Here is a 25,333-nt window from a genome sequence, read left to right on the forward strand (position 1 = left end):
CGGGGTGCTGGAGGGTTACGCGCCGGGCTACGGGCGAGACGCGGTGTCGATGATGTCCGCGCGCACGGCGGCCGAGCGCGCGACGTTCGCCCAACCGCTGTTCAAGCCGGGGATGTGGGTGGTCGACCTCGGCTGCGGTCCGGGCTCGATCACCCTCGGGCTGGCGGCGGAATCGCGCGTGACGGGCGTCGACGTCGACGCCGGCCAGGTCGCGATGGCCCGCGACGTCGCCCGCCGCGCCGGAAGGTCCACAGTGGACTTCGTGGCGGCGTCGGCGTACGAACTGCCCTTCGCCGACGCGAGTGTGGACGTGGCCTTTTCCCACGCGTTGTTCGAGCACCTGGCCGCACCTTCGGACGCGCTGGCGGAACTGCGCCGCGTGCTGAAACCGGGCGGCCGGCTGGCTTTGTCCACTTCGGACTGGAGCAAGGCCCGCCTGCGGCCGAAGACGGCGAACGTGGACGCGGCGTTGAGAGGGCACTACCTGCTGCGCCGCCAGGCGGGCGGCAACCCGTTCGCGGGCCGGGTGATCGCCGAACAGTGCGCGGCGGCGGGGTTCACGGAGATCGTGTCGAGAGCCCGGTACCGCTCGGACATGAGCTACCGGGACCTGGCGAAGTACGTGGAGGCACGGCTCGAGGCGGCGATCGCGGAGCCGGGCCGCGACCGGGACCAGCTGGCGAGCGCGGCGCGTTCGGCCGGGGTGTGGACCCGCGGCGGCGACGGCGATTTCAGCCAGTGCTGGGTCGAACTGACCGCGACCCGCTGAAACCAGAAGAGCCGGTGTCCGAAGACACCGGCTCTTACTCGTCGGGGTGGCGGGATTCGAACCCACGACCTCCTCGACCCGAACGAGGCACGCTACCAAGCTGCGCCACACCCCGAGGTACTGCTTAACGGGTCGTGGAGAAGTCTAGCGGACGGTGTCGCGGGCTTTACGGCGGGCCGTCTTACGGGGCTCGACCGCTCCCGAACCGCGCGGGACCAGCGTCAACAGGCTCGCCTCGGGCGGGCACGCGAACCGGGCCGGCGCCCACGGCGACGTCCCCAAGCCGGCCGAAACGTGCAGCCACATGTGCGCGCCCCAGCGCGAGGCGCCGCGGGCGCGGGTGCGATCCAGCTCACAGTTGGTGACCAGAGCGCCGTAACCCGGGAGCCGGAGCTGGCCGCCGTGGGTGTGGCCCGCCAGGACCAGGTCGTAACCGTCCGTGGCGAACGTGTCGAGCACCCGCGGCTCGGGCGAGTGCGTCACGCCGATGCGGACCGCCGCGCCGCTGTCGGCCGGGCCCGCGATGTCGGCGTAGCGGTCGCGGCGCAGGTGGGGGTCGTCGACGCCGGCCGCGAAGACCGCCTGCCCGCCGACGTCGATCGTGCGGCGGACGTGCGTCAGGTCGGTCCAGCCGTGCTCGACGAACGCCGCGCGCAGGTCGCGCCACGGCAGCTGGACGCCGTGGATGCGCTTCTTCTTTCCCTGCGGCATCAGGTAGCGGGCCGGGTTCTTCGGTTTCGGCGCGTAGTAGTCGTTGCTGCCGAAGACGAACACCCCGGGCCGGTCGAGCAGCGGGCCCAGCGCGCGCAGCACGGACGGGACGGCCTGCCGGTGCGACAGGTTGTCGCCGGTGTTGACGACGAGGTCGGGCTCGAGCTCGTCGAGCGCGGCGACCCAGCGCTGCTTGCTGTGGTGGCTCGGCAGCATGTGCAGGTCCGAGACGTGCAGGATGGTGAACGGCCTCGACCCGGGCGCCAGCACCGGGAGCTGGGCGGTGCGCAGGGTCCAGTGGCGGCGTTCGATGCCGACGGCGTAACCGAGGGTCGCGGCGCCGAGGGCCAGCGTCCCCGCGGCGAGGCGTGCCGCCGTTGCCCCCGACGTGGATTTGTTACTGAGCGTGCTCACGAGGTCCAGGATACGTGCTCAACGGTTGGGTGACTTCGCCGCCGTTACGGGGAACCTGCCGCTTAGCATTTGCGTCGGCCCGATGAAGGGTCGTTTCGGGGGTTCCGGGTGGCGGAGCCCCCGGCCCGGGGCGAAGCCCCGGTTGTCACGGGTTTCAAGCCGGGGGGCTTGGGGAGAACGATGGAGCAGTTCGGGCCGTACCGGATCGAGGGCCTGCTCGGCCGCGGTGGCATGGGCGAGGTCCACCGCGCCTACGACACGGCGCACGACCGCGTCGTCGCGCTGAAGCTGTTGTCCGGGCCGAACGCGGGCGACGACGCCTTCCGCGCGCGGTTCCGCCGCGAGTCGCAGATCGTCGCGCGGCTGCGTGAGCCGCACGTGATCCCGATCCACGCGTACGGCGAAATCGACGGGCAGCTGTACCTCGACATGCGGTTCGTCGAGGGCAAGGACCTGAAGGAGTTGCTCGAGGACGGGCCGCTGACGCCCGAGCGCGCGGTCGGGATCGTCGAGCAGGTCGCGGGCGCGCTCGACGCCGCCCACGAAGACGGCCTGGTGCACCGCGACGTCAAGCCGTCCAACGTGCTCGTGACGAGCAGCGACTTCGTGTACCTCGTGGACTTCGGCATCGCGCGGTCGATGACCGCCGAGGGGACGTCGATCACCGGCACCGGCAACGTGATCGGCACGCTCGACTACATGGCGCCGGAACGCTTCGGCGACGCGCCGATCACCGGGCTCGTCGACGTCTACGCGCTCGCGTGCGTGTTCTTCGAGTGCCTCACCGGACACCGCCCGTTCCCGGCGGACGGCGCGGCCGCGCAGATGGGCGCGCACCTGAACGCGTCGCCGCCGGTGCTTTCGCAGGAGCGGCCGGGCTTGCCGGCCGCGCTGGACGCGGTGGTGGCGCGCGGGATGGCGAAGATCCCGGCCGACCGGTACCCGACGGCGGGAGCGTTCGCCGACGCCGCCCGGGCGGCCGTGAACGCGCCGGCGCCGCCGCTCCCGACGTGGCAGCAGACCCTGCCGGGTCCGGTGACCCCGCCGCGGCCCACCCTGGCCGCGCCGCCGCCGACCCTGGCCGCGCCGCCACCCACCTTCTCCGGGCCGATCCCGCAGCAGCACGCGGCACCGCCCCCGATGACCCCGCCGCGGCCGATGCCCGCCGCGTCCTACCCGGGGCCGACGACGGGACCGCGGCCGTTCACCGGCCCGTCGGGCAAGCTCGCCCCGGCCCCGGGCAGGCCGCCGAAGTCCCAGCGCAACCGGTGGATCGCGCTGTGCGCCGCGCTCGCCGGGGTGGTCGTGGTCGCGCTGGTGATCACGTACCTGGTGACCAAGGACAACACGACGCAGACCGGCGGCCCGGGCCCGCTGACGCCGGTGACCGTCGACGCCTCTTCGTCCTCGCCGGCGCCCGAGACGACGAAGTCGACGCCGCCACCGTCCACTTCGGAACCGAAGCCGGCGCACGACGAGAAGCTGTATGCCGCGCTTCCCGCCGTCTACAAGCAATACATGTGTGAAGACGCGGCCGTGCCGCCCGGTGCCGTCGCCGCGGTCGAGTGCGGGGACTCGAACGTCGGGGACGTCAAGGCGGGCAACGTGGTGTTCCCGCAGCCGACCGGGGCGAAGTTCCTGCGCTTCGCCGACGCGGCGTCGCTGGACCAGTGGTTCAAGGCCATCGTCAAGGAGCAGGGCCTCACCCGCAACGACGCCCAGGGCGCCTGCCGCCCGTTGAAGGTGCCGAAGATCTGGGGCACGTACTACCGCGCGGAAACCCCGGCGCCGGTCGCCGGCGACTACCTGACGTGCTTCCTCGGCGACCCCGCCCAGCTGGTGTGGACGGACACGAAGAAGCTCATGGGCGGGGTCCTGCTGTCCACGAAGGCCACGAACAACGACCAGCTGGACCAGCTGTACTACTGGTGGAACATGGAGATCCTGTCCGACATGCCCGGCCGCTGACCGAGGGGAACCGACCGTGGCGACGATGACCGACGCGATGCGTGAACTGGCCCGCCCGGAATTGCTGATGACGACGGTTTCGGCTTGAGCCGGACAACGGAAAGGGGGCCGCGCGTGTCGCGCGGCCCCCTTTCCGTTCCGCCGTCCCCGTTACCGGGCGCCACCGCCCATGTATTGCGGATCCGGTGGCGGTAGCTCCATTCTCGGCTGGCCTTCCATGATGTTCTTCATCGCGCCGAACCACGTGCGGGCCGGGGCCTTGCCACCGAAGATGTTCCCGCTGCCGCAGACCCGGACGTTGCCCGGTCCCGCGTCACAGATACCACCTTGGCCGCCGCCGAACTTGAACGTCATCGCCGCGCCCGCCAGCTGGGGCGTGCCGCCGACGAACGTCGCCGAGACGTTGCCCTGCGTCGTGCCCGTCTTGCCGATGATCGGGCGGTCCCACTTCACCGCGCTCGCCGCGCCGGCCGACGTGCCGCCGGTCTGGTCGTCCTTGCTCATGCCGACCGCGAGGGTGTTGGCCAAGCCCTCGGGCACCGCCTGCTCGCACGGGGCTTCCTTGATCGGCACCGGCGCGCCGTTGCGGTCGGTCACCGCGGCGATCGGCGTCGGCGGGCACCAGACGCCGCCGGACAGGATCGTCGCCGCGACGTTGCCCAGCTCCAGGCCGCTCAGCGGGCTGAAGCCCAGCGTGAACGCACCGAAGCCGGGGTTGTTGCCCCGCGGGCCGTACAACTCGGCCTGGCTGAGCCGTTTGTTCTCCGACTCGGCCTTCGGGTCGACCGTGCCGCCGCCCGCGTTGCTCGCCATCGTGTCGCGCATGCCGAGCCGCCGGGCCATGTCGATGCCCGGCGCGGTGCTGCCGAGCCGGTCTTCCAGTTCGACGAACGCGGTGTTCGGCGAGGTCGCGAGCGCCGTCTGCAGGGTCGCGCCCTGGGCGATCCGGCTGTAGTCACCCGCGTTGCCCACGCAGTACCAGCGCGAGCGCAACGGCGGCCCGGTCTGCGGGCAGTTGTTGCCACCACCGGTGAACACGTGGGACACGTAGGTGTCCGGCACCTGGACCGGCGAATAGATCCCCGCCACGCCCTTTTCGAGCGCCGCGGCCGAGGTGAAGATCTTGTACGTCGACCCCGCGCCACCGGTGTTGTAGACGCCGGTGGGCAGCGCATACGTCGTCTGGCCGGCCTCCTGGTCCTGGCCGTAGTCGCGGTTCGCCGCCAGCGCGACCACCTCGTGCCGGTCCTTGCCCGGTTTGATCAGCGACAACGTGTTCGCCACGTACTTCTGGGTCTTGTTCACCTGCGCCTCCGCCGAGACCTTCGCCTCGTGGTTGGCGCGCTCGTCCAGCGTGCTCTTGATCGTGTAGCCGCCGGTGTAGAGCTGGTCCTTGGTCATCCCGCCGGCCTTGAGCAGGTAGTCCTCGACGTACTGGCAGAAGAACCCGGACTCCGGGCCCGCGCCGATGCAGTTGGCCGCCGGCTTGGCGGGGAAGTCCGGCACGACGCCCAGCGGCTCGCCCTTGAAGCGGTCGGCGTCGGCCTTGGCCAGCTTCTTGTTCTCCACCATCCGGTCGAGGACGAGGTTGCGGCGCGCGGTGGCCTTGTCGGCGTGCTTCCACGGGTCGTTGTTGATCGGGTTGTTCACCAGGCCCGCCAGGAGCGCGGCCTGCGGCACGGTCAGCTTCTCCGGCGTGGTGTTGAAGTACGCGTGCGCGGCGGCGCCGATCCCGTAGATCTGCCGGGAGAACTCGACGATGTTCAGGTAGCCGGCCAGGATCTGCTGCTTGCTCAGCTTCGTCTCGAGCTGGATCGCGATCCGCGCTTCCTTGAGCTTGCGGGCGACCGACTGCTCCTGGGCCTTCTTCTGACCGACCTGGTCGGTGCGGTAGACCACGTTGATCAGGTAGTTCTTGACGTACTGCTGGGTCAGCGTGGAGGCACCCTGGGTGTCGGCGCCCGTGCTGTTGCTGACGGCGGCGCGCAGCGTGCCCTGCCAGTCGACGCCGTGGTGGTCGTAGAACCGCTTGTCCTCGACCGAGACCAGGGCCCACTTCATGGCCTCGTTGATCTGGTTCTCGTTGACCGGCAGCCGGTACTGGTCGTACAGGGTCGCGATCGGCTTGCCCGTGCTGTCGGTGACCGTCGTGACCAGCGGCGGCGGGATGTCGGCGAGATCCGAGGACGTCTTCTCCACCGTCTCGCTGGCCTGGTTGGACATGACACCGGCGGCCCCCACGACCGGGAAGAGCATGCCGGCGACGAGCACCCCCGCGAGCAGGCAGAGGCCGATGAGCTTGAACAAACCATCCGCTTTTCGCACGAGGGCCAGGCTACCCGGAGTGAGTCAGGCGCCGGTGACGCCGTGTCTCCGGAGGTGTGAATTCAGTGACAAAACCGACCCCCTTCGGTGACATCTGGTAACGGAAGGCATTCTAGGTCTCGACGGGGGGAACCGAGGGCCCCTACAGTCCGTCAACGTCTCACGAAGACAAGCCGTCGGATGGATCAACGCGAGTGGGAGCTCGCCTGGACCGAACGGCGGCACCGGCACCGGGGAGGTGCCCGGAACCGACGTGAGCAGAGGGAGACACGCTCGCGGGGGGCAGGGAGCGCAGTGCCTTTCCCCCGCTGGTGCGTCGATCACCAGGGTAGGGAGCTGGGGGTATGGAAACCAACCAGTCGAGCTGGCGAATGAACGCGTCCTGCCGGGACGCCGATCCGGACGGCCTGTTCGTCCGGGGCGCGGAGCAGAACCGGGCCAAGGCGGTCTGCATGGGCTGCCCGGTCCGGACGGAATGCCTCGCCGAAGCACTCGACGGCCGGATCAACTTCGGCGTGTGGGGAGGCATGACCGAGCGGGAGCGGCGGGCGTTGCTGCGCCGCCGCCCCGACGTGGTCAGCTGGGCGGAGCTGCTCGAGGCGGCCAAGAGGGACGCCTTGGAGCGAGTCGAAGTCGGCTGACCAAAGCCGTCACTTTCTTGGGGAAAGTTCCGCGTAGGCCCCTCGGCGACGCATCTTTCCCTAGGAAAGTGCGGCTTTGCGCCGCAAAGCCGACGGCCTCTAGCCGGCGAGCTTCACGCCGATGTCGCGCAGGCCCTCGAGGTCGTGCACGTCACCGGCCAGCGCGGGCACCCGGGCCAGTGCCACCTCGGGGTGCGCCCGGGTGAACCGCGCGAGCAGCCGTTCCTCGCGGGCGGCGAGGTCGACGCGGTCCGCGTGCAGCCGCAGCACCGCTTCGGCCAGGGGGGCGCCCTGCAGGGAATCGGCCGCCGTGCGCGCCTCCGAGCCCGACAGCTTGGCCAGCACCGGGTGGGTCCGGTTCGCGATCAGCCCGGCCAGCGGCATCGACTCCGACGACAGCCGCTCCACGAAGTAGGACGCCTCCCGCAGCGCGTCCGGCTCCGGCGCGGCCACCACCAGGAACGACGTCCCCGACGAGCGCAGCAGCTCGGCCGTCTTGCGCGCGCGCTCGCGGAAGCCGCCGAACATGCTGTCGAACGCCTGCATGAACGCCGACGCGTCGGTCAGCAGCTGGCCGCCGATGATCGTCGACACGGCCTTGGCGAACATCGAGAACCCCGCGTTGACGACCTTGCGCAGCCCCCAGCCACCGGCCTTCGCCGGGCCCGTCAGGAGCCGGATCATCCGGCCGTCCAAAGCGGACGACAGCCGCGTCGGCGCGTCCAGGAAGTCCAAAGCGGACCGGCTCGGCGGGGTGTCGACGATGATCAGGTCCCAGTCGGCGGTCGCCGCGAGCTGGCCCAGCTTCTCCATCGCCATGTACTCCTGCGTGCCGGAGAACGACGTGGAAATGGTCTGGTAGAAGGGGTTCTGCAGCAGCTGCTCGGCGCGCTCGGGGCCGGCGTGCACACGCACCATGTCGTCGAACGTGCGGCGCATGTCGAGCATCATCGCCCACAGCTCGCCCTTGGGCTCGAACCCTTCGACCTTCACCTGCTTCGGGTGGTTGCCCAGCTCGCGCAGGCCGAGCGCCTGCGCCAGGCGCCGGGCGGGGTCGATCGTCAGCACGACGGTCTGGCGGCCGCGCTCGGCCGCGCGCAGCGCCAGCGCCGCGGCCGTGGTCGTCTTGCCGACGCCGCCGGAGCCGCAGCAGACGATCACGCGGCTCTCGTCGAGCAGCGCGTCGATGTCGATGGTGGTCACAACCGCACCCCCTGGTCGGTCAGGGCCTCGGCCAGGTCGTAGAGGGCCGCGACGTCGACTCCGTCGGTCAGGTCCGGCAGCTCGAGCGTCGGCAGGTCGGCCTCGGCGAGCTGCTCGCGCGCCCGCTGCTCGGCGGCGACCCGCACGGCGTGCTCGACGGTCTCCTCGACCAGCGCGTCCAGGGTGTCCTCCGGCAGCTTCAGCCCGGCCGACGCCAGCCCGGAGCGGACGCGCGAGGCGTCGACGCGCCCGTCCGCGGCGGCGGTCACCGAGCGGGCGGGCAGCCGCGGCGGCCGGACCCGGTTGACGAGCACCGCGCCGGGCCGCAGGTCGGCGCCGTCCAGCTCGGCGACGGCTTCGAGGGTCTCGCGGACCGGCATCTCCTCGAGCAGCGTGGCCAGGTGGATCACCGTCTCGCCGGAGTGCAGCAGCCGCACGACGCCTTCGGCCTGGCCGCGGATCGGGCCGGTCTTCGCGAGGTCGGTCAGCGCCTTGGTGACGTCGAGGAACTTGACGACCCGGCCGGTCGGCGGCGAGTCGACGACGACGGCGTCGTAGGTGTGGCGCCCGTCGGACTCGGTGCGGCCGACGCACTCCTTGATCTTCCCGGTGAGCAGGACGTCCCGCAGGCCCGGCGCCAGCGTGGTCGCGAACTCGATCGCGCCCATCCGCCGCAGCGTCCGGCCGGCGAAGCCGAGGTTGTAGAACATCTCGAAGTACTCGAGCAGCGCGGCTTCGACGTCGATGTGCAGCGCGCGCAGCTCGCCCCCGCCGGGGACGGAAGCGATGCGCTGCTCGGCGTAGGGCAACGGCTCGGTGTCGAAGAGCTGGGCGATGCCCTGGCGACCCTCGACCTCGATGAGCAGCACGCGCCGGCCTTCGCGGGCGAGCGCGAGCCCGAGCGCCGCGGCGAGCGTCGTCTTGCCGGTCCCGCCCTTGCCGGTGACGAAGTGCAGCCGGGCGCGGGCAAGCTCGTCGGTCCAGCCGGCATGGGAAGTGGTCACTTCTTCACCCTAAACCGGCCCTCAGCTGGCCAGCAGCATGACGCTGACCGCAGCGGCGACCACCGCGACGAGCGCCCAGGCGACGAGCCCGGGCAGCACGGTGAGCATGAGCACACCCAGGACGACCAGCAACGTGAAGGTGATCACCCCGCCGAGGGCGACCTGGCCGGAACTCTGCGTCCGGTCGCGCACCTTGGCCATCACGACGAGCACCAAGGGCAGCCCGGCCACCGCGAGCAGGGCCGTCGCGATCACGCGCCACGTTTCCACGGGGCAACGCTAGCGGTCACCGAAGCGCCCCAATGTGGCCTTCGGTGCGTCAGACGCAACCAGGGCCACATTGGGGCGCTTGGGCCGGCGTGAGATAGACCACACTCCGGCGCGTCGCGCACGGTTTTCCGGCGGCCGTCCCCGGCGGCCTTGCCCGCTTGGCTACGCTCCCGGTTCATGAGCGCCACCAAGTGGGAGTACGCGACCGTCCCTCTGCTGATCCACGCCACGAAGCAGATCCTCGACCAGTGGGGCGAGGACGGCTGGGAGCTGGTCACGGTACTGCCGAACCCGACGGGCGAGCAGCACGTCGCGTACCTCAAGCGTCCGAAGGGCTGATCCGCGTGAGCTGGAGCGAACGGCTGAAGGAGCTCGGCATCGAGCTGCCCGGCGTGGCCGCCCCGCTGGCCGCCTACGTGCCCGCCGTCCAGAGCGGCCGGCACGTCTACACCTCCGGCCAGCTGCCCTTCGTCGACGGCGTCCTCGCCGCGACCGGCAAGGTCGGCGCGGAGATCAGCCCCGAAGAAGCGAAGGGCCACGCCCGCACGTCGGCGCTCAACGCGCTCGCGGCCGTGCACGCGCTGGTCGGCATTGACAACGTCGCGCGGATCGTCAAGGTTGTCGGCTTCGTGGCTTCCGCGGAAGGCTTCACCGGCCAGCCCGCGGTCGTCAACGGCGCGTCCGAGCTCCTCGGCGAGGTCTTCGGCGACGCGGGCATCCACGCCCGCTCGGCCGTCGGTGTCGCGGAGCTGCCCATCGGCTCGCCGGTGGAGGTCGAACTGATCGTGGAGGTGCAGTGATGGACCCGGACATCGAGCAGTCCACCCACGAGCTGCTGCTCCGGCTGGCCGGGCGGCTGCCCGACCAGCTGCTGTGGCGGTTCCGCGACTGGCTCGGCGAGGGTGCCATGGGCACGCTCGCCCGGACCCTGCCGAGGTCTTTGCTTAAGCACAGGATTGACCTCGACCAAACGGAGTACCGCCTGCTCGTGGCCGGGCTCATCCCGCACGGCGCCGACTGGCACCAGGTCAGTTCGACGCTGGGGGTAGACGACGTCTCCGAGAACCGGTACACATTCACGTCGAGTGCGCCCGAATGGGTTAACTCGGTCGACTCCGTGTCCGTGTTGATCCACGCAACGTTGCGAGGACGCCCGGACGTGGGGGAAGTGCGGCAGAGCTGGCGGCACGTCGGTGTGGTCGGACAGGGCACCGCGAAGCGCGTCCTGCTGATCACCGCGCTGAACGGTCTGCCGAGGTTGACCGGCGAACTGCAGCGGGTGCTGCGCGTTCTGGGCGACGAAGAGCCCAGCGTCGAGGTCATCCCGCCGCGCTTCGACCTGCCGGGTTACCACCGGGCCGCGCTGGCCGACTCAGAGCTGGTCTGCGTGGGCGCGGTGACGGGGAATCGGCTAGTAGCCGCATAACGCTCGCCCGCCAGCGAGCTGGGAGGGAGCAAGGCAATGGTGGAGGTCCACGACGGCCCGCCCATGGACGGGTTCTCGGTGCCCCTGCGCCTGCACAACCTGTTACTGGCCCTGGCGGGCCGGATCGACGACAGCGCACTCACCGAAGCACGTGAGCTGATCGCCCGGGCGCACATCGACGAGGCGGTCGAGCTGACCACCGGCACGCTCATCGCGGGCCGGATCCCGGTCAGCTCCGCCGAGCAGCGGGAGCTGGCGCTGGTGCTCGAGATGAGCCGGTCGGACGCCACGCTGGCGAACGACCTGCTGGTCGACGAGGCCGAGCCGGTCAGCAACCACCGGTTCAGCGGCGAGAACTCCCCGGAGTTCGGCATCGCCGAGGCGCTCGACCGGACGCTGCAGGTGCTGCCGGACGTCCGTTCGGTGCACGCGGTGTGGCGCAACACACCGGCCGGCAGCGTGCCGGGCGCGCTGCCGCAGCGCGTCGTGCTCGTGGAGCTGGGGCCGGACGGCAACCCGCCGGCCGTCGCGTTCCGCGTCGACACGGCGCTGCGCCGGGCCGGGATCCACTCCGTCGTCGAGGTCAGCGGTCCCGGTGTCGCGCACTCCGAGTACCACCAGGCCGCTTCGGCGGCCGCGTCGCCGGCCTGGGTGACCGGGACCACGACGTCGTCCGCGTCGGTGTACCGGCCGGAGCCGGTCAAGGCGCCGGCCGTGGTGGCGCCGGAACCGGTCGCGGAGTCTTCGGGCAGCCGGCACAGCATCCGGTCGAGCACCGCCACGACGACCCCGCCGGAGCCCGTCGCCCCGGTGGTGCCGATCGTGTCGCCGCCGCCCGCCCCGGAGCCGCCGCGCCAGTCGCGCGCGGAGCGGTCCTCCGAACGGTCCGAGACGCGGGCCGAGCGCACCGCCGACCTGACCCCGGCGGAGGTCGCGCAGCTGCGGCAGGCGCTGGCCGAAGACCCGGAGAAGGGCCGCGAGATCGCCGCGGGCAAGCCGTCGATGCACGAGGTCGTCGAGCTGCCCGCGCTGGACTTGGACGACCCGAGCTTGAGCGAGCGCGACCGGGCGCTGCTGCGCGAGCTGCACGCGGAGCTGGCCGAGCGCGAGCGGGCCGAGGCGGCGAAGATGCGGCTCAACGGCGCTTCCCGTTCCGGCGGCGACCAGCGCGGCTGGACCGCACCCTAGGTTCGTCCTGTTCGAAGGCGGCACTTTCCCGTGAAAGTGCCGCCTTCGCCGTGTCCGGGATGCCACAACTGCGCGACGGGACGTCGGGGTCCGGAGGTATGTTGCCCGGGTGGATCAGCCCAAGGAGTTCGTCTTCGACATCCCCGTCGGCGCCGGGGTAGCGACCCGCGCCAACGCCGGCGGGCCGCCCGCCGTCCCCAAGGACGCGGCCACCGTGATCCTCGTCCGGGACGGCGCCGACGGCGTCGAAGTGTTCCTGCAGCACCGGGTCAAGGGCATGCCGTTCGCGGGCGGGATGACCGTGTTCCCGGGCGGCGGGGTCGACCGGCGCGACGCCGACGCGTCGGTCGCGTGGGCCGGCCCGGAACCGTCGTGGTGGGCTGCCCGGTTCGGCTGTGACGAAGCCCTGGCGCGGGCATTGACCTGCGCGGCCGTGCGCGAGACGTTCGAGGAGTCCGGTGTGCTGCTCGCCGGCAGCGCGGACGCGGTGCTCACCGACGTCACGTCGTACGCGGCCGCCCGCCAGGCCCTGGAGACGCGCGAAGTCTCGCTCGCCGGGTTCCTCGCCGGCGCCGGGCTGACGCTGCGGGCCGATCTGCTGCGGCCGTGGGCGCACTGGATCACGCCCGAACAGGAGCCGCGCCGCTACGACACCCGGTTCTACGTCGCGAAGCTGCCCGAAGGCCAGGAGGCGGACGGCGCGACGTCGGAGGCGTCGAGCTCCGGCTGGCAATGCCCCGAGGACGCCATCGCCGACGCGCGCGAAGGCCGCCGGATGCTGATGCCGCCGACCTGGCTGACGCTCAGTGAGCTGGCGGAGTTCGCCACGGCCGACGACGTGCTGGCCGCGCCGCGCGAGATCGTCCGGATCGCCCCGACGCTGATCCGGGAGAACGACCACGTCCGCGTCGTGCTGGAGAAGCGATGAGCGCCCCCGCGTACGGCGTGCTGCGCCGCGTGTCCGAGACCGCTTCGGTGCTGCTGGAGAACAACCCGTCGTCGATGACGCTCGAAGGCACCAACAGCTGGGTGCTGCGGGCGACGCCGTCGAGTCCGGCCGTGGTCGTCGATCCGGGCTACCGCGACCTCGAACACCTCGAACTGCTGGCCGGGGTCGGCTCGGTGGAACTGGTGCTCCTCACGCACTTCCACCCCGACCACGCCGAGGGCGCGCCGTGGTTCGCCGAACGCGTCGGCGCGCCGGTGCGGGCCTTCGACCCTTCGCTGTGCGTCAACGCGTCGTCTTTCGCGGACGGTGACGTCATCTCGGCCGGTGGTCTCGCGATCCGCGTGCTGCACACCCCGGGGCACACCGACGACTCGGTGTCGCTGGTGCTCGACGGCCAGGTGCTGACCGGCGACACCATCCTCGGGCGCGGCACCACGGTGCTGCACGACCTCGGCGACTACCTGCGTTCGCTGCGGAAGCTGATCGAGCTCCCGGCGGGCACGCTGGGGCTGCCCGGGCACGGTCCGGAGCTCCCCGATCTGCCCGCGACCGCGCGCGAGTACCTTGCCCATCGGGAACAGCGGCTCGACCAGGTGCGTTCCGCCTTGAAGACGCTCGGTGCCGACGCCACCCCGCGCCAGGTCGTCGAGGTCGTGTACGCCGACGTCGACCGGGCGCTGTGGGCGCCCGCCGAACTGAGCGTGCAGGCGCAGCTGGACTACTTGCGGTCGGAGGAACAGGGATGAGCAACGTCGAGGTCGAGTTCTACTGGCGGCCGGGCTGCGGGTTCTGCGCCGCGCTCGACCGGCCGATGTCGAAGAGCGGCTTCAACATCCGGAAGATCAACATCTGGGAGGACCCGTCTGCGGCCGCGCGCGTGCGCGAGGTCGCGAACGGGAACGAGACGGTCCCGACCGTGATCGTCGGGTCGACCGCCATGGTCAACCCCTCCTTCGCCGAGGTCGAGGCCGCGGTCAAGGCCGCATCGGCCTGATCCCTTCCCACGCCGGGCTGGGCCGCTTTCCGTGCAGGAAGGCGGCCCAGACCTCGCGCAGGCCGGTTTCCGCTTCGAGGCCCTTCGGCGCGCCTTCGAGCATCGGCGCGTCCCAGACGTCGTGGGTGCCGAAGAGGAACGGGATGTCGATGCAATGGCACGCCCGGAACGGGTTGCCCGGCGCTGCCCAGTCGAAGCGGTAGACGAAGGCGTCGAGTTTCTTCGCGAGGCGCGGGATGTCGCCGGCGAAGAAGCTGTCGTTCGCGGCGTCGACCGTTTCCTGGGGCGCGTCGGGCGCGAAGGCGCGTAGCTCGTCGCGCGTCCAGCTGATGAGTGCCGGGCCTTCCGGTGCCGCTTCGAGGAGGTCGTCCGCGACGAGATCTCCGTCGGCGACCAGCTGGAACGGCACTTCCAGTGAGCCGGGCTTCGCGGTCTTGGCCGCGACGGCCAGCTGGGCTCGGAGCAGCTTCTCCACTGGTGCGGTGCGGAGGTCTTCGCCGAGTTCTTCCCGCAGCAGCCGGCTGTTCTCGGCGGCTTCGTCCCATGTGGACGGTCGTAAGCCGAGAGGGGCGCTTTGCAGGGCGATCCGCTTGACGAGACCTCGGGCGCGCGGTGCCGACCACAGGGTGAGCGTCGACTGCGCGCCGGCCGACTGCCCGCCGAGGGTGACGTCGGCGGGGTTCCCGCCGAACGCGGCGATGTTGTCGCGGACCCACTCGAGCGCGACGAGCTGGTCGGCGATGCCGAGGTTGGGCGGGATTCCCGGCGCGCTCAGGAAACCGAGGGCGCCGAGCCGGTAGTTGAGCGTCACGACGACAGCGTCGGCTTCGCGGGCCAGGCGGGTGCCGGTGTACCAGACCTGCCCGCCCGAGCCGCTGGAGAACCCACCGCCGTGGATCCACACCAGCGCCGGGCGGCTCCCGGTGGTCGACGGCGTGAAGACGTTGAGCGACAGGCAGTCCTCGCTCTGCGGCAGGGGCATCGGCCCGAGGGCGTGCTCCAGGCGTGACGGCGGTTGCGGCGCGGCGGGGCCGGGTTCCAGCGCGTCCCGGACCCCGGTCCACGGCCTCGGCGGCACGGGCGCTTCGAAGCGTTTCGCCGTGGCGTAAGGGATTCCCCGGAAGGCGCCTGCTTCTCCGCGGATCCTGCCGGTGGTGGTTTCGACGATCATCGTGCCTCCTCGAAGTACACAGCGGCGCTTCCGGCGTCTTCGGCGCGGACGAAGAAGCCGTTCCGGTGGGTCTTGGCCGGGACGTGCTCCTCGATCAGCTTCCGCGCTTTCGTCAGATCCGCAACCACGACGCCGTGGGCCGCGAAGTACGGCAGCGTTTTCGGGGTCTCACCCGGCAGGACGGTGTCGAGGTCGCCGACGCCGACGATGTCGACAAGTCGCTGGCTGTTGGTGATCACGTCGTAGCGCTGCTGATACCGGCCGACCTCCCCGTCGGGGACGACCAGGACGATCCCGGCCACGCCGCGGGCGCCGTTGGGGTGGCCGAGGTAGCGCGGCTGGTGGACGTACTCCGGGGTGAGGTGCTCGGCGGTGTGGAGGATGCCCTCGGGTGTCCGGTCGCGGCGGATGTGGACGCTGCGGAAGCGCGCGGTGCGGGTGCCTTCGGGCAGCTCGACGTCGCGTTGCAGCTTCAGCACCCCGGACGTCGAAAGGCCGGCTTCGCTGAGCCGTTTCGACGCCTCTTCGGAGTCGCCGACGCCGAAGGAGCAGCCGTGGAGGCCGTCGCCGCGGGCGTCCAGGATCGGCAGCACGCGCCAGGGGTCGCCGGCGGCTTCGTCGACGATGCCGATGAGCTCGAGAAAGGAATCGCCGAAGTAGGCGCACCGGTTCGCGGTGCAGCTCGGGACCGGTTCGCTCCGGTCGCTGGCGGCCGCGAAGTGCCGCGACGGCGGGCTGAGCGTGAAGCCGAGCTGTTCGTAGCGCTGCCAGGCTTCGGCGTGGTTCCTGGTCAGGAAGACGGTGTGGTCGATGTTCATGCCTTCAGCGTGGAACCGCTCTTCGTTTTCTTCCGTCTGCCCGCGAATTGTGCCCGGAATCCGACACTATCTAGGCTTCGCTGGTGGAATCCGGCCTGCTCGACGACCTCGACCGCCGCCTGGCGCACGCGTTGCAGCTCGACGGGCGGGCGTCGTTCAGCACGATCGCGTCGGTGCTGGGGGTCTCGGACCAGACGGTGGCGCGCAGGTACCGGAAGCTGCGGTCGTCCGGGGTGCTGCGGGTGGTGGGTGTCCCGGAGGCAGCGCCCCTGGGCCAGGCTCATTGGCTCGTGCGCCTGCGGTGTGTCCCGGACGCGGCGGCGGCGATCGCGGCCGGCCTGGCCCGGCGGCCGGACACCCAGTGGGTGAGCTTGATGTCGGGTGGCACGGAGATCGCGTGCTTCGTCCGGGCGCCGCTGCGGGAGGAGACGGACGGGTTGTTGCTGGGGCAGCTGCCGCGGACCCCGCGAGTGGTGTCGATGACGGCGTACCGGATGCTGCGCCGTTTCGCCGGCGGCCCGGCCGGCTGGTCCGGCCGCTCCAGCGCTCTGTCGGATGCGCAGATTGCCGCGTTGCGCCGTTCTCCTTCCGGGGCTCCTTACCGTCCGGAGCCGGGCGACTTGGGTCTCTTCACCGCCTTGGCCAACGACGGTCGAGCCGACATGTCGACATTGACGACGGCCTCGGGCCGCTCGGAGTCGACGGTCCGCCGGCGCCTTTCGGTGCTGTGCGCATCGGGAGCGCTGTACTTCGACGTGGAGGTGGACGCGGCCCTGCTGGGCTACCCCCTGACGGCAACGCTCTGGCTGACCGTGGCGCCCTCGGCCTTGGAGTCGACGGGCCGAGCGTTGGCAACGCACCCCCAGGTCGCCTTCGCGGCGGCGACAACAGGCCCGGCGAACCTGGTGGCGAACGTGGGCTGCCGCGACGACGCGGCGCTGTACTCGTATCTGGCCGACGATTTGGGTGGGTTGGCGGGAGTCCAGCAGGTGGAGACGGCCCCGATGATCCGCACGTTGAAACGCTTCGGCACCGTGGCACCGGTGTAGCAGGATCACGCCGGCCGGCGACTCACCGCCTGTGGACGACGAGCGCGCGATCGACTTCGTACTGAACGGCGAGCAGCACCGACTGAGCCGCGCACAGGTGCTGAGCGCGGCGGCGCGGCGCTGACCGTGCAGGAGTTCACCAGAGGGCCGGCTGCGGACGTGGCCCTGATCGAGCCGGCGGAACTGCTGGAGGTCGGCTGACTCAGCGTGCCAGCATCGGCATCAGGTAGTACGTCAGCTCCACCTCCCCGGGCTCCGCGGCTCGCAGGATGCACGCCCGCATCCCCGGCTGGATCGCCAGGGTGATCCGCGAACCGGTGAACGCCTGCAGTGCGTCCAGCAGGTACCTCGCCTGGAACGACGGGGAGGTCCGGCCGCCGCTGACGTCCGCCTTCAGTGTCTCCTCCGCTTCGCCCGTGTCCTGGCGTGTGCTCGCCAGGCGGACCTGCGCGTCGCCGACTTCCAGGGTCAACACCCGCCTGTCTTCGGCGTACACCCCGACGCGGCGGACCGCGGCCGCCAGCGCGTCCGCGTTCAGGGTCACCGTCGTGTCGACCGCGCCCGACGGGATCGAGTCCTCCGACAGGAACCCCGCGTCGAGGACCGCCGTGCCGACCAGGCCGCCCGGCCAGCTCAGGCCGAACCGGCCCGGGCCCGCGTGCAGGCCCACCACGCCCGTTGCCTGACGAGCCGCCTCGGTCAGCAGCGTCGCCGGGACCAGTACGTCCAGCGAGCCCGGCGTGCGCAGCGGCAGCCGGGCCACCGCCATCCGGTAGCGGTCGGACGCCGTCAGCGTCAGGCGGTCGGCTGCCTGGACGCGGACGCCGGTGAACAGCGGCAGCGGGTCGTCCTTGGACGCCGTTCCCGCGACGATCCGCAGCGCCGACGCGAACGCCGCACCGTCCACTTCGGACACCCGCGGTGGCTCGGGCGCCGGCAGTCCGGCTTCCGCCGAAAGCAGGGGGAGCGCGAAGCGGGCGTTGTCGAGCCGCAGGGCCAGCCGGCTGCCCTCGACGACCAGGCGGACCAGGTCGGTGTCGAGCATCTTCAGCGTCTCGGCGAGGGGCGCCGCGGGGACGGCGACCGCGCCGTCGGTGTGGGTGGTCGCCGGGCAGTCGAACCGGACGGCGAGATCCGGATCGCTCCCCGCGACCGTCAGCCCGGCCGCGTCCGCCCGCAACCGCAGGCCGGCGCGGGCGGGCAGCAGCCGAGAAGCAGCGGAGACGGCCGCTGAGAGGCGGTGGGCAGGCGCGGTGACGTCCATGCCACGCAAGCTAGCGGCGACCACCGACAAAAACCGGGACCGGCCGCGGCAGACCTACCGGCCCGCGCCGACCAGCTCCGCCTGCGCCGAAACAGGCTGTGGCTCCCGAACCGTCCCCCGCAGCAGCCACACGACCACCGCGAGCACCAACCCGGCCCCACTCGCCGCCAAGAACGCCACGCTCGGGCCGGCGTGCTCCACCACGTACCCGCTGATCGACTGACCCGCGGCGAGCCCCAGCGTCACCGCCGTCAGCACCCAGCCGAACGCCTCCGCGGCGGTCCCGGAAGGCGCCACCAGCTCGATCGCCGACGAGTGCGCCGTCGACTGCGGGGTGATCAACGCGCCCGCCAGCAGCATCATCAGCGCCAGGCCCCACAGCGACGACGGCCACGCGAGCAGCGCCACCAGCGCCCCGAAGGCGCCGAGCAGCGCCGGCAACCGCAGGCCCATGCGGCGCGGCCACGGGCGCAGGCTGTACGCCACACCGAACGCCACCGAGCTCAGGGACCACGCCGAAAGCAGCAGCCCGCCGAACGACGGAGAGCCGGCCTCGGTCGCCGACGCCGGGACCGCGACCTCGACGAACCCGATCACCACGCCGAAGCCGAGCGCGGCCAGCGCCAGCGTCCGCATGCCCGGGCTCGCCAGCGCGCCCAGCAGCGAACCACCGGATCCCGGAGCGGCCCGCCAAGCCCGCACCGCCGGGCTCAGCGCGAACAGCACCGCGCCGGTGAACTGCAGCGCGACGCCCAGCACCAGGCCCGTGCCCGCCCACGGCGCCAGGACCAGCAGCCCGGCCACGCCGGGACCGAGGATGAAGAACACCTCCATGCTGATCGCCTCGTACGAGAACGCCGCGTTGCGCGCGCCGCCCGGAGGCAGCAAGCGGGCCCACAGCGCGCGGGACGCCGAGCCGACCATCGGTTCCGACAGGCCGGTCAGAAAGCCGAACGCGACCAGCACGGCCGTGGACGCGTGCGACTCGATCGCGGTCACCAGCGCGGTCATCGACAGCGCCAGGAGCAGGGCGACGACGAGCAGCGGCCGCGTCGGGCCGAACCGGTCGATCAGCCGGCCCTGGATCACCGCGCCGACCGACACCCCGACGAGTGAACCGGCCGAGACGAGTCCGGCGGCGGCGAAGGAACCCGTCTCGCGCTGGACGTAGAGCAGCGCCGAGATGCCGATCATGGCGATCGGCAGGCGGGCGAGCACGGACGCGAAGGCAGGCCGCCGGGCCGCGCGGGTCGTCAGCGCGCTGCGGTAGTCGGCCAGAGACGTACGACCTTCAGAGTGGGACACGCGTACCAGTATGCCGCAGAGTGGTACGTCGGTACCAGTTATTTGCCGGTCAGGTGCGTCACCGGGAGACGGGAGGTTGGGCCCGTGAGGTCTCGATCAGGTAACACTCCCGATATTCTCCGTGGGCTCGTGCAACAAAACCGCCGGCACGGCGTCCTTGAGAGTGAATGGCCTTGAATTCGTGGGTATGGGCCGTGATGGTTGAACAACAGCAGAGAACCCAGCTCCCTCCGGCGTATGGGTCGGGGCCTGACCCGGAGGGCGGGGAGCGCGGATCGTCGGGGGATGGTCCGCGCGACAAACGAAGAGCCGGTGCGCCACGTCGGGGGTGGCGCCCGGCTCTTTGTTTTGGTAACGAACGTCGAAGGCCCCCTCACCCAGGGTGAGGGGGCCTTCGACGTGAGAAGACTCAGCGAGCTCGGCGGGCGAGCCGCTCCGGGTCCAGGATCAGCACGCTCTTGCCCTCGAGCCGCAGCCAGCCGCGGTGCGCGAAGTCGGCGAGCGCCTTGTTGACGGTCTCGCGCGAAGCGCCGACGTACTGGGCGATCTCTTCCTGCGTCAGGTCGTGCGTGACCCGCAGCAGGCCCGCCTCCTGGCTGCCGAACCGCTGGGCGAGCTGCAGCAGCGCCCGCGCCACGCGGCCGGGGACGTCGGTGAAGATCAGCTCCGCGACCATGTTGTTCGTCCGGCGCAGGCGGCGCGCGACCACGCGCAGCAGCTGCTCGGCGATCTCCGGGCGGGTCGAGATCCACTGCCGCAGCGCCGGGCGGTCCATGGTGACCGCGCGGACCTCGGTGACGGTGGTCGCGCTCGACGTCCGGGGGCCGGGGTCGAAGATGGACAGCTCGCCGAACATGTCGGACGGGCCGAAGATGCCCAGCAGGTTCTCGCGGCCGTCCGGGGACTTGCGGCCGATCTTCACCTTGCCGGACTGGATGATGTACAGCTTGTCGCCGGGTTCACCCTCGTTGAAGATGACATGGCCGCGGGGGAACTCCACGGATTCCAAGGTCTGGGCCAGCGCCTCCGCCGCTGCCGGCTCCACACCCTGGAAAATGCCCGCACGGGCCAGGGTTTCATCCACCTCGGGTGCCTCCTCGTCGAGAAACGTTCACGCCCTCCCGTGGCGGAAGGGCGTGACGCCGATCACTTGCGCGTCAGTCTAGGGCGTACTCGCGAGATCGCCTGTCGGACGCGCGCGCCGGCCAGATGATCTCGTTCGAACGTGGAGCCTAACTCCGCACGCGTCGCGCGCGTAGCCTGGCTGCCCGTCCGCCCAGCCTACGCAGCCGGAACAGCTCCAGCGCGCGGCCGATGCCGTGCCCGTAGAGCGCCCTGACCTCGTTGGGCTGCGCCTGCTCGAGGAACTCTTCGACCTCGTTCTCCTGCACCGCGACGTGCTTGAGCCTGCTTTCCACGCGCTCCATGAAGAGCGCGAAGAACATGATCACCAGGGGGACCAGGATGACGAACCAGACAGTCATGACCGGACCCCAAAAGTTTCAGTGGGAAGCATCTACTCCAGATCCTCGCTCATGGCGGCCGGGAAACTGCGCCGAGGTGGTGCTCTGGCGTGTCGGTCGTCCACCGGTGCACTGACCGGCTCGTCCGACGGCGCCCGTAGGCTATCGGGGTGCCACCTGCCACCACGAACGCCCCCCGTGAGGGCGCTGGTGAAAGCCGGTTAGCTCTGGTGAGACGCGCCAGGCGGATGAAGCGTTGCCTCGACGACGTGTATCCGGACGCCCACTGCGAGCTCGACTTCACCACTCCGCTGGAACTCCTCGTCGCGGTCGTCCTGTCCGCGCAGACCACCGACGTCCGGGTGAACCTCGTCACGCCCGCGCTGTTCAAGCGCTACCGGACCGCCGCCGACTACGCGGGTGCCGACCGCACCGAGCTGGAGGAATACCTCCGCAGCACCGGCTTCTACCGGGCCAAGGCGAACTCCGTGATGGGCCTCGGCGCGGCGCTCGTCGAGCGGTTCGGCGGCGAGGTCCCCGCCAAGCTCGACGACCTCGTCACGCTGCCCGGCGTCGGCCGCAAGACCGCCAACGTCGTGCTCGGCAACGCCTTCGACGTCCCGGGCATCACCGTCGACACCCACTTCGGCCGGCTGGTCCGGCGCTGGGGCTGGACGGCGGAGGAGGACCCGGTCAAGGTCGAGCACGCGGTCGGCGAGCTGATCCCCCGCAAGGAGTGGACGATGCTCTCGCACCGCGTGATCTTCCACGGCCGGCGCGTCTGCCACGCCAAGAAGCCCGCCTGCGGTGCCTGTCCGCTGGCCAGGGACTGCCCGTCCTACGGCACCGGCCCGACCGGGTTCGAAGAAGCCGCGAAGCTGGTCAAAGGCGTCGAAAAGGACCACATCCTGGCGCTCGCGGCACCCCGGTGACGACCGTCACCAAATGGGCGCTGGCCGCCGCCGTGCTGGCGGTGGCGCTCATCGTCGCGCTGCTGCCTCGCGGAGGTGGGGACAGCGCCGCGAAGCCGTCCGATGACGCCGCGGCTCTGGCCCCGGCCCGCTCCGCGGCGGAGCTCCAGCCGTGCCCCGCGGCCGGTCCCGCACAGCCGGTGAAGCAGCTCGAAGGCGTCCGGGCCGACTGTCTCGGCGACGGCTCGAGCGTCGACGTCGGCAAGGCTCTCGCCGGTGCTCCGGTGCTGGTCAACGTGTGGGCGTCGTGGTGCGAGCCGTGCCGGACCGAGCTGCCCGTGCTCCAGGAATACGCGAAGCAGCGGGGTGCCGTGCGCGTCCTCGGCGTCCAGGTCCAGAGCCCGGCGAAGGACGGCTTGAACCTGCTGGCCAAGCTGGGCGTGCACCTACCGTCGGTGTTCGACGGGGAAGGGGCGAGCGGGCCCGTCCGGGCGGCCCTGAAGGTACCGCCGCGGCTCCCGGTGTCCTACTTGGTCACCGCGGCCGGCGAGGTGCGGTTCATCGCCAACCCGCCGACGTTCGGGAACACTGACCAGGTGCGCGCGGCAGTCGAGGGAGCATCGTGATCGGACCACTGGTCGAGCCGGAGTCGGTGCCCGAGTGGCTCCGGCCGCTGGTCAAGGTGAGTGCCGAAGTCGATTCGAAGACGTTCACGCGGTTCAGCCCACCCGAGGACGCCTACACGCGGCCTGCGGCCGTGCTCATCCTCTTCGGCGAGCGTGAGGCCGACGGCGAGCCCGACGTCCTGCTGCAACGGCGGGCCGACACGCTCGGCTCGCACGCCGGGCAGGTCGCGTTCCCCGGCGGCGGCGCCGAGGACGGCGACGACGGCCCGGTCGGCACCGCGCTGCGCGAGGCCGAAGAGGAGACCGGGGTGGTCCCCTCCGGCGTCCGGCCGGTCGCGGTGCTGCCGGAGCTGTTCGTGCCGGTGTCGAAGTTCGCGGTGACGCCAGTGCTGGCGCACTGGGCCGAGCCGTCGCCGGTGCACGCGGTGGACCCGGGCGAGACGGCGTCCGTCGCCCGCGTCCCCATCGCCGACCTGGTCGACCCGGCCAACCGGTTCATGGTCAAGAAGGCCGGCATGCCCTGGAAGGGCCCGGCCTTCGAGGTCGGCGGCCTGTTCGTCTGGGGGTTCACGGCCGGGTTGCTGTCCGTCCTGCTCGGCCTGGGAGGCTGGGAGCGCGAGTGGGACACCGGCGACGTCCGGGACCTCGACGAAGCGCTGGCCGCGTTCCAGGCGCGACTGCAAAGCGGTGTCGAACCGGGGCTTCGCCCCGGGCCGGGGGCTCCGCCACCCGGAACCCCCTCGGGCGAGGAGTGAAGCGGTGAACTGGGTCGATGTGCTGGTGTTGCTGCTGGCCGTGCTGGCGGCGGTGTCCGGCGCATACCAGGGTGTGATCGTCGCGCTGCCGTCGCTGGTCGGCGTCGTGCTCGGCGCGCTCGCCGGGATCAAGCTCGCGCCGGTCGTCGTCTCCTTCTTCGACGACCCCGTGTGGAAGGTCGCCTTCGCGGTCGCGACCGTGGTGTTCCTGGTCGCCTTCGGCGAGGCGCTCGGGGTCTACGTGGGGCGCCGGCTGCGCCAGAAGATCAACCCGGACAAGCTGTCCGGCGTCGACAAGACGCTCGGCGCGGTCGTGCAGGCCCTCGTCGTCTTCGTCGTGGCGTGGCTGATCGCGACGCCGCTGACGACCGTGTCCGCCGTGCCCTGGCTGGCCAAGGGGATCAACGGCTCGGTGGTGCTCGGCAAGGTCAACGACGCCATGCCGGAAGCCGCGCAGGGCTTCCCGAACCAGCTGCGCAAGCTGCTCGACGCGTCCGGCTTCCCGTCCATCGTCGACCCCTTCCAGAAGGCCCCGACGGCCGACACCTCGCCGCCGGACCCGGCGCTGCAGAGCAGCGGGACCGTCCAGCAGCTGCACGGCAGCGTCGTCAAGATCCGCGGCAGCGCCAGCTCGTGCTCGCGGTCCCTGGAAGGCAGCGGGTTCGTGATCGCGCCCCAGCGGGTGATGACGAACGCGCACGTCGTGGCCGGCACCGACACCGTCGGCATCGAGACGACGCAGGGCGACTACCCGGCGCGCGTCGTCTACTTCAACCCGGAGGTCGACATCGCGGTGCTCGCCGTGCCCCGGCTGCGGGCCCCGGCCCTGCAGTTCGCGGCCGAGACCGCGCGGGCGAGCGACAGCGCGATCGTGCTCGGGTACCCGCTCGACGGCCCGTACCGGGCGACGCCGGCGCGCGTGCGCGGCCGGATCAACCTGCGCGGCCCGGACATCTACGACGCCAACACCGTGCAGCGGGACGTCTTCACGGTCCGCGCGGAGATCCGCAGCGGCAACTCGGGCGGCCCGATGGTGACCCCGGACGGCCAGGTCATCGGCGTCGTCTTCGGCGCGGCGGTCGAGGACCCGGAGACGGGCTTCACGCTCACGGCCGAGCAGGTGCGGGCGGAGGTCGACGCGGCGCCATCGCAGACGACGAACGTGTCCACCGGCTCCTGCGCCGCCTAACGCCCGTAGCGCAGCGCGAGGCCGTCCAGCAGGGCCCGCATGCCCGACTCGAAGATGTCGTCCAGGACGAGGTCGTAGCCGTTGCCCCCGAGTTCGCGCAGCATCTTGGCGAACACCGGCCTGCCGGTGGTCATCGCCTCCAGCGCCGGGGCCTGCCGGTCGATCCACTGCTCCTCGGACAGGCCGGACGAGGCCAGCGCGCTCTGCTCGCGTTCGAGATGAATCGCGATGCCCTGGACGTAGCTGAAGAACAGGACGTGCAGGTCGCACAGCGTCGCGGCGTCGACGTCCAGCTCGGACAGGGCCGCCAGTGCCCACTCGCCGTGCAGGCCGAGGTTGCGCAGCGCCAGCGGCCGGGTGAGCGGCGCGAGCTGGGCGAGCCACGGGTGCCGCTGGTACAGCGACCAGAGCGTCCGGCCGCCGAGCGTCAGGCGCTCCCGCCAGTCGCCCTGCGGGGTCGCCGGGTAACCGCGTTCGCCGAACGCCGCATCGGCCATCAGCATGACCAGGTCGTCCTTGCCGGTCACGTACCGGTAGGGCGCCATGGCCGCGACGCCGAGGCGAGCCGCGACCCCGCGCATGGACACCGCGGCCAGCCCCTCCGCGTCGGCGATGTCGATCGCCGTGCGCACGATCCGGTCGCGCGTCAGGCCGTGGTGGCCGCCGCCGCGGCGTTCCCGGGCCGCGACGACCGTGCCCGACCGCGGCTCCGCGCGCACGACGCCTTCTTGGCTCAGCAGGGCCAGGGCCTTCGCCGCCGTCGCCAAGGCGACGCCGTGGTCAGTCGCGAGCCGCCGGGTCGAAGGCACGCGCGCGCCCGGCGGCAGCTCCCCGCGCACGATGCGGTCGCGCAGCTCGTCGGCGATAGCCACGTACTTCACGGGTTCCCCCTGATCTAGCACAGGTCGCCATCTGTACTA

General features: G+C 71.4%; 27 protein-coding genes and 1 tRNA gene. 15 read left to right on the forward strand and 13 right to left on the reverse strand.

Annotation, left to right across the window (positions count from 1 at the left end):
* The first annotated feature begins 4 nt into the window (after window positions 1-4).
* The gene (locus ACZ4TR_RS03835) at window positions 5-769 is read left to right on the forward strand and encodes a methyltransferase domain-containing protein (protein ID WP_465285635.1); all 765 of its coding nucleotides are present in this window, start codon (window positions 5-7) and stop codon (window positions 767-769) included.
* A 41-nt stretch (window positions 770-810) separates the two neighbouring features.
* Here ACZ4TR_RS03835 and ACZ4TR_RS03840 read toward each other — a convergent pair.
* Window positions 811-884: transfer RNA gene (locus ACZ4TR_RS03840), tRNA-Pro, on the reverse strand.
* A 29-nt stretch (window positions 885-913) separates the two neighbouring features.
* Complete coding sequence (locus ACZ4TR_RS03845; RefSeq protein WP_465285636.1) at window positions 914-1,894, reverse strand: metallophosphoesterase; 981 nt, start codon at window positions 1,892-1,894, stop codon at window positions 914-916.
* Window positions 1,895-2,074: 180 nt separating this feature from the next.
* Here ACZ4TR_RS03845 and ACZ4TR_RS03850 point away from each other — a divergent pair, with 180 nt between their 5' ends.
* A complete protein-coding gene (locus ACZ4TR_RS03850) occupies window positions 2,075-3,862 on the forward strand; it encodes a serine/threonine-protein kinase (protein ID WP_465285637.1) in 1,788 nt (595 codons plus the stop codon).
* Between the two features lie 150 nt (window positions 3,863-4,012).
* On the opposite strand, the gene ACZ4TR_RS03855 is transcribed toward ACZ4TR_RS03850, so the two are convergent.
* Entirely contained in the window at window positions 4,013-6,187 is a 2,175-nt protein-coding gene (locus ACZ4TR_RS03855; protein WP_465285638.1) for a transglycosylase domain-containing protein, read from the reverse strand.
* 344 nt (window positions 6,188-6,531) lie between these two features.
* Between ACZ4TR_RS03855 and ACZ4TR_RS03860 the strand changes: the two genes are divergently transcribed.
* A complete protein-coding gene (locus ACZ4TR_RS03860) occupies window positions 6,532-6,828 on the forward strand; it encodes a WhiB family transcriptional regulator (RefSeq protein ID WP_364512652.1) in 297 nt (98 codons plus the stop codon).
* A 99-nt stretch (window positions 6,829-6,927) separates the two neighbouring features.
* Here the strand turns inward: ACZ4TR_RS03860 and bagB are convergent, their stop codons facing one another.
* Genes bagB through ACZ4TR_RS03875 form a run of 3 tightly spaced genes read right to left on the reverse strand, consistent with a single transcriptional unit; the run spans window position 6,928 to window position 9,305 of the window.
* Window positions 6,928-8,031 carry an ATPase BagB gene (gene bagB / locus ACZ4TR_RS03865; protein WP_465285639.1) on the reverse strand — a complete coding sequence of 368 codons (1,104 nt, stop codon included), beginning with the start codon at window positions 8,029-8,031 and terminating at the stop codon, window positions 6,928-6,930.
* Complete coding sequence (bagA, locus tag ACZ4TR_RS03870; protein WP_465285640.1) at window positions 8,028-9,035, reverse strand: ATPase BagA; 1,008 nt, start codon at window positions 9,033-9,035, stop codon at window positions 8,028-8,030. Before bagA ends, bagB begins: the two co-directional genes overlap by 4 nt.
* Window positions 9,036-9,056: 21 nt before the next feature.
* A complete protein-coding gene (locus ACZ4TR_RS03875) occupies window positions 9,057-9,305 on the reverse strand; it encodes a hypothetical protein (RefSeq protein ID WP_465285641.1) in 249 nt (82 codons plus the stop codon).
* A gap of 177 nt (window positions 9,306-9,482) precedes the next feature.
* On the opposite strand from ACZ4TR_RS03875, the gene ACZ4TR_RS03880 reads away from it, so the two are divergent.
* The 7 genes from ACZ4TR_RS03880 (at window position 9,483) to ACZ4TR_RS03910 (ending at window position 13,862) form a co-directional block, all read left to right on the forward strand.
* Window positions 9,483-9,644, forward strand: coding sequence for a DUF4177 domain-containing protein (locus ACZ4TR_RS03880; RefSeq protein WP_086679227.1), 162 nt, complete (start codon window positions 9,483-9,485; stop codon window positions 9,642-9,644).
* A gap of 5 nt (window positions 9,645-9,649) precedes the next feature.
* Complete coding sequence (locus tag ACZ4TR_RS03885) at window positions 9,650-10,105, forward strand: RidA family protein (protein ID WP_465285642.1); 456 nt, start codon at window positions 9,650-9,652, stop codon at window positions 10,103-10,105.
* Window positions 10,105-10,731, forward strand: a complete 627-nt coding sequence (locus ACZ4TR_RS03890) for a hypothetical protein (RefSeq protein WP_329054235.1) — start codon at window positions 10,105-10,107, stop codon at window positions 10,729-10,731. The genes ACZ4TR_RS03885 and ACZ4TR_RS03890 overlap by 1 nt, the downstream gene beginning before the upstream one ends.
* Before the next feature lie 36 nt (window positions 10,732-10,767).
* Window positions 10,768-11,919: a hypothetical protein gene (locus ACZ4TR_RS03895; protein WP_364512640.1), complete on the forward strand. Its 1,152-nt coding sequence runs from the start codon at window positions 10,768-10,770 to the stop codon at window positions 11,917-11,919.
* Between the two features lie 109 nt (window positions 11,920-12,028).
* A complete protein-coding gene (locus ACZ4TR_RS03900) occupies window positions 12,029-12,847 on the forward strand; it encodes an NUDIX hydrolase (RefSeq protein ID WP_465285643.1) in 819 nt (272 codons plus the stop codon).
* Window positions 12,844-13,614 (forward strand): MBL fold metallo-hydrolase, encoded by a 771-nt coding sequence (locus ACZ4TR_RS03905; protein WP_465285644.1) that lies wholly within the window; start codon window positions 12,844-12,846, stop codon window positions 13,612-13,614. The genes ACZ4TR_RS03900 and ACZ4TR_RS03905 overlap by 4 nt, the downstream gene beginning before the upstream one ends.
* A complete protein-coding gene (locus ACZ4TR_RS03910; RefSeq protein ID WP_364512631.1) occupies window positions 13,611-13,862 on the forward strand; it encodes a glutaredoxin family protein in 252 nt (83 codons plus the stop codon). The genes ACZ4TR_RS03905 and ACZ4TR_RS03910 overlap by 4 nt, the downstream gene beginning before the upstream one ends.
* Here the strand turns inward: ACZ4TR_RS03910 and ACZ4TR_RS03915 are convergent.
* Window positions 13,843-15,033 (reverse strand): carboxylesterase family protein, encoded by a 1,191-nt coding sequence (locus ACZ4TR_RS03915; RefSeq protein ID WP_465285645.1) that lies wholly within the window; start codon window positions 15,031-15,033, stop codon window positions 13,843-13,845. The genes ACZ4TR_RS03910 and ACZ4TR_RS03915 overlap by 20 nt on opposite strands.
* A complete protein-coding gene (locus ACZ4TR_RS03920) occupies window positions 15,030-15,851 on the reverse strand; it encodes a VOC family protein (protein WP_465285646.1) in 822 nt (273 codons plus the stop codon). Before ACZ4TR_RS03920 ends, ACZ4TR_RS03915 begins: the two co-directional genes overlap by 4 nt.
* A gap of 83 nt (window positions 15,852-15,934) precedes the next feature.
* Between ACZ4TR_RS03920 and ACZ4TR_RS03925 the strand changes: the two genes are divergently transcribed.
* On the forward strand, window positions 15,935-16,900 hold the full coding sequence (locus ACZ4TR_RS03925; RefSeq protein WP_465285647.1) for an Lrp/AsnC family transcriptional regulator: 966 nt from the start codon (window positions 15,935-15,937) through the stop codon (window positions 16,898-16,900).
* A gap of 202 nt (window positions 16,901-17,102) precedes the next feature.
* Here the strand turns inward: ACZ4TR_RS03925 and ACZ4TR_RS03930 are convergent, their stop codons facing one another.
* The 4 genes from ACZ4TR_RS03930 to ACZ4TR_RS03945 form a co-directional block, all read right to left on the reverse strand.
* On the reverse strand, window positions 17,103-18,164 hold the full coding sequence (locus tag ACZ4TR_RS03930; protein ID WP_465285648.1) for a DNA polymerase III subunit beta: 1,062 nt from the start codon (window positions 18,162-18,164) through the stop codon (window positions 17,103-17,105).
* A gap of 54 nt (window positions 18,165-18,218) precedes the next feature.
* Window positions 18,219-19,469 carry an MFS transporter gene (locus tag ACZ4TR_RS03935; RefSeq protein ID WP_465285649.1) on the reverse strand — a complete coding sequence of 417 codons (1,251 nt, stop codon included), beginning with the start codon at window positions 19,467-19,469 and terminating at the stop codon, window positions 18,219-18,221.
* Between the two features lie 409 nt (window positions 19,470-19,878).
* A complete protein-coding gene (locus ACZ4TR_RS03940; protein WP_003081747.1) occupies window positions 19,879-20,553 on the reverse strand; it encodes a Crp/Fnr family transcriptional regulator in 675 nt (224 codons plus the stop codon).
* A gap of 148 nt (window positions 20,554-20,701) precedes the next feature.
* Window positions 20,702-20,953, reverse strand: a complete 252-nt coding sequence (locus tag ACZ4TR_RS03945) for a hypothetical protein (protein ID WP_013230551.1) — start codon at window positions 20,951-20,953, stop codon at window positions 20,702-20,704.
* Window positions 20,954-21,180: 227 nt separating this feature from the next.
* Between ACZ4TR_RS03945 and nth the strand changes: the two genes are divergently transcribed.
* From nth to ACZ4TR_RS03965, 4 genes are read left to right on the forward strand one after another with little or no spacing between them, the layout of a single operon-like run.
* Window positions 21,181-21,864: an endonuclease III gene (nth, locus tag ACZ4TR_RS03950; protein WP_364512968.1), complete on the forward strand. Its 684-nt coding sequence runs from the start codon at window positions 21,181-21,183 to the stop codon at window positions 21,862-21,864.
* Window positions 21,861-22,469 carry a TlpA family protein disulfide reductase gene (locus ACZ4TR_RS03955; RefSeq protein ID WP_465285650.1) on the forward strand — a complete coding sequence of 203 codons (609 nt, stop codon included), beginning with the start codon at window positions 21,861-21,863 and terminating at the stop codon, window positions 22,467-22,469. Before nth ends, ACZ4TR_RS03955 begins: the two co-directional genes overlap by 4 nt.
* Window positions 22,466-23,224, forward strand: coding sequence for an NUDIX hydrolase (locus tag ACZ4TR_RS03960; protein ID WP_465285651.1), 759 nt, complete (start codon window positions 22,466-22,468; stop codon window positions 23,222-23,224). Before ACZ4TR_RS03955 ends, ACZ4TR_RS03960 begins: the two co-directional genes overlap by 4 nt.
* Window positions 23,225-23,228: 4 nt before the next feature.
* The gene (locus tag ACZ4TR_RS03965) at window positions 23,229-24,413 is read left to right on the forward strand and encodes a MarP family serine protease (protein ID WP_364512608.1); all 1,185 of its coding nucleotides are present in this window, start codon (window positions 23,229-23,231) and stop codon (window positions 24,411-24,413) included.
* On the opposite strand, the gene ACZ4TR_RS03970 is transcribed toward ACZ4TR_RS03965, so the two are convergent.
* A complete protein-coding gene (locus tag ACZ4TR_RS03970; RefSeq protein ID WP_465285652.1) occupies window positions 24,410-25,294 on the reverse strand; it encodes a TetR/AcrR family transcriptional regulator in 885 nt (294 codons plus the stop codon). The genes ACZ4TR_RS03965 and ACZ4TR_RS03970 overlap by 4 nt on opposite strands.
* Window positions 25,295-25,333: the final 39 nt, after the last annotated feature.

The organism is Amycolatopsis sp. NPDC028719, assembly GCF_055565395.1.

Coding starts and splice junctions, on each gene's coding strand:
- ACZ4TR_RS03850 (WP_465285637.1), top strand. CDS start 2,075: ATGGAGCAGTTCGGGCCGTACCGGATCGAGGGCCTGCTCGGCCGCGGT.
- ACZ4TR_RS03860 (WP_364512652.1), top strand. CDS start 6,532: ATGGAAACCAACCAGTCGAGCTGGCGAATGAACGCGTCCTGCCGGGAC.
- ACZ4TR_RS03880 (WP_086679227.1), top strand. CDS start 9,483: ATGAGCGCCACCAAGTGGGAGTACGCGACCGTCCCTCTGCTGATCCAC.
- ACZ4TR_RS03890 (WP_329054235.1), top strand. CDS start 10,105: ATGGACCCGGACATCGAGCAGTCCACCCACGAGCTGCTGCTCCGGCTG.
- ACZ4TR_RS03895 (WP_364512640.1), top strand. CDS start 10,768: ATGGTGGAGGTCCACGACGGCCCGCCCATGGACGGGTTCTCGGTGCCC.
- ACZ4TR_RS03905 (WP_465285644.1), top strand. CDS start 12,844: ATGAGCGCCCCCGCGTACGGCGTGCTGCGCCGCGTGTCCGAGACCGCT.
- ACZ4TR_RS03910 (WP_364512631.1), top strand. CDS start 13,611: ATGAGCAACGTCGAGGTCGAGTTCTACTGGCGGCCGGGCTGCGGGTTC.
- ACZ4TR_RS03915 (WP_465285645.1), bottom strand. CDS start 15,033: ATGATCGTCGAAACCACCACCGGCAGGATCCGCGGAGAAGCAGGCGCC.
- ACZ4TR_RS03920 (WP_465285646.1), bottom strand. CDS start 15,851: ATGAACATCGACCACACCGTCTTCCTGACCAGGAACCACGCCGAAGCC.
- ACZ4TR_RS03930 (WP_465285648.1), bottom strand. CDS start 18,164: ATGGACGTCACCGCGCCTGCCCACCGCCTCTCAGCGGCCGTCTCCGCT.
- ACZ4TR_RS03945 (WP_013230551.1), bottom strand. CDS start 20,953: ATGACTGTCTGGTTCGTCATCCTGGTCCCCCTGGTGATCATGTTCTTC.
- nth (WP_364512968.1), top strand. CDS start 21,181: ATGAAGCGTTGCCTCGACGACGTGTATCCGGACGCCCACTGCGAGCTC.